This is a genomic window from Acidovorax sp. KPB24-07 (genome assembly GCF_057543315.1).
In genome coordinates, this window is record NZ_BAAJYS010000536.1 from 1 (window position 1) to 1,897 (window position 1,897).

The following is a 1,897-nucleotide window of genomic DNA, read 5'->3' on the forward strand; positions in this document are numbered from 1 at the left end:
GTGAGGTAGTCGTCGGCGCCCGCATCCAGGGCCGCGATCTTGTCGGCCTCGTCGGTGCGGGCCGACAGCACGATGATGGGCACCGCCGACCAGCTGCGCACATCGCGGATTAGGCCCACGCCATCGCCATCGGGCAGCCCCAGATCGAGCACCAGCAGGTCCGGCTGCCGCGTGCCGGCGGCCGACAGCCCCTCGCGCAGCGTGGCCGCCTCATGCACCTGCCAACCCTCGGCTTCGAGCGCACTGCGCACGAAGCGGCGGATCTGCGGCTCGTCCTCGATCACGATCACCGTTCGCAAGGCCAGGGTCATGGCGTTTCCGGCGCGCCGGGCTCCAAGGGTTCGTCCAGGGGAAGGGGGGGCTCGTCGCGCCGCGGCAGGATCACGGTGAACTCCGCCCCGCCGCGCTCGGCGCTGGCGGCGGAGATGTCGCCGCCGTGCGCCTGCACCACCGCCTTGCAGATGGCCAGCCCCAGGCCCACGCCGGGCGTGGCCGACTCCGACTGGCCACGCGTGAATTTCTCGAACAGCGTGTGCTCCTGCCCTCGCAGCGCCACCGGCAGGCCCGGCCCATGGTCGCGCACGGCCAGCCGCAGCGTGGTGGGCGTGGTGCTGGCGGACACCTCGATGGGCGGCGCGCCGTATTTGGCGGCGTTTTCCAGCAGGTTGACCAGCACCCGCTCGATGAGCACGGCATCGAATTCCACCAAAGGGAGGTCCGCCGGCAGGTGCGTGACCACCGGCAAGCGCCCCAGCGCAGGGCGTGCTGCCCGGATCGCTGTGCCCACCACCTCCTCGACCGACTGCCAGTCGCGCCGCAGGTTCACGCTGCCGCCGGCAATGCCGCTCTCCAGCCGTGCCATGTCGAGCAGGTTGCTCACCAGCGCGTGCAGCTGATGGGCCTGCGCCACGATGGCGCGGCCGGCCTCGGCCTGGTCTTCGGCCGACTGCGCGGGCAGCGACTCCGCCAGCGCGATCAGCGCGGTGAGCGGGGTGCGCACGTCGTGCGAAATGGCGCCCAGCAGGGCATTGCGCAGGCGCTCCGACTCCATGTCCACCACCGCGCGCTGCGCCACGTCCACGTAGTGCACCCGCTCCAGGGCGATGGCGATCTGCCGGGCCAGCGTATCGAGCTGCTGTGCCTGCTCGGGAATCAGCAGCCAGCGCGGCTGTGCAGGCTCCAGCGCCAGCACGCCCCGCACGCGCATGGGCGCGGTGAGCGGCACGTAGCGCCAGGTCTGCGCGGCCAGTGTGGCCGTGGCCAGGCCGGCGCTCTGGCCCTGGCGCAGCGTCCAGTCGGCCACGTTCGCGTCGAATCCGGGCGGCAGCCCCTCGGGCATGGCCAGGCGGTCGCTCTCATCCAGCGCGAGCACCGCCGCACGCCCTCCGAAATGCTTTTGCACCGCGGCAGCACCGATGGCGGTGATCTGCTCCACCTGCAGCGCTGCGGACAGTTCGCGCGTGAGGTCGAACAACGACTGCGCGCGCCGCTCGCGGCTCGCCGACACGCCCGCCGCGAAGCGCAGCCCCGCGGTGAGCTGCCCCACCAGCAGCCCCACCATGAGCATGACCCCGAAGGTGACGAGGTACTGCACGTCGCTCACGGCGAACGACATGCGCGGCGAAACGAAGAAGAAATCGAACGCCAGTACGTTGACCAGCGCCGCGAGGGCCGCAGGCGCCCGGCCGAACCGCATGGCCACGCCCACCACCCCGAGCAGGTACAGCATGACAATGTTGGCCAGTTCGAACACCCCGGACAGCAGGTGGGTGAGCAGGGTGACGGCCACGCTCACGGCCAGCGACCACACGAAGCCCGGCCAGCGGGCCGGCTGGCGCTCCTCGCTGTCGAGCGCATCGGTGCCGGCCCGCCCCCAGTCCGCCTGCGCCAGGCGCCG

2 protein-coding genes are annotated in these 1,897 nt (G+C 71.9%); both read right to left on the minus strand.

The window, feature by feature from the left end:
• On the minus strand, positions 1-311 hold a 311-nt coding region (locus AC27IQ_RS23545; protein ID WP_487091000.1), incomplete at its 3' end, for a response regulator.
• On the minus strand, positions 308-1,897 hold a 1,590-nt coding region (locus AC27IQ_RS23550), incomplete at its 5' end, for a DUF4118 domain-containing protein (protein ID WP_487091001.1). The genes AC27IQ_RS23550 and AC27IQ_RS23545, both read right to left, overlap by 4 nt.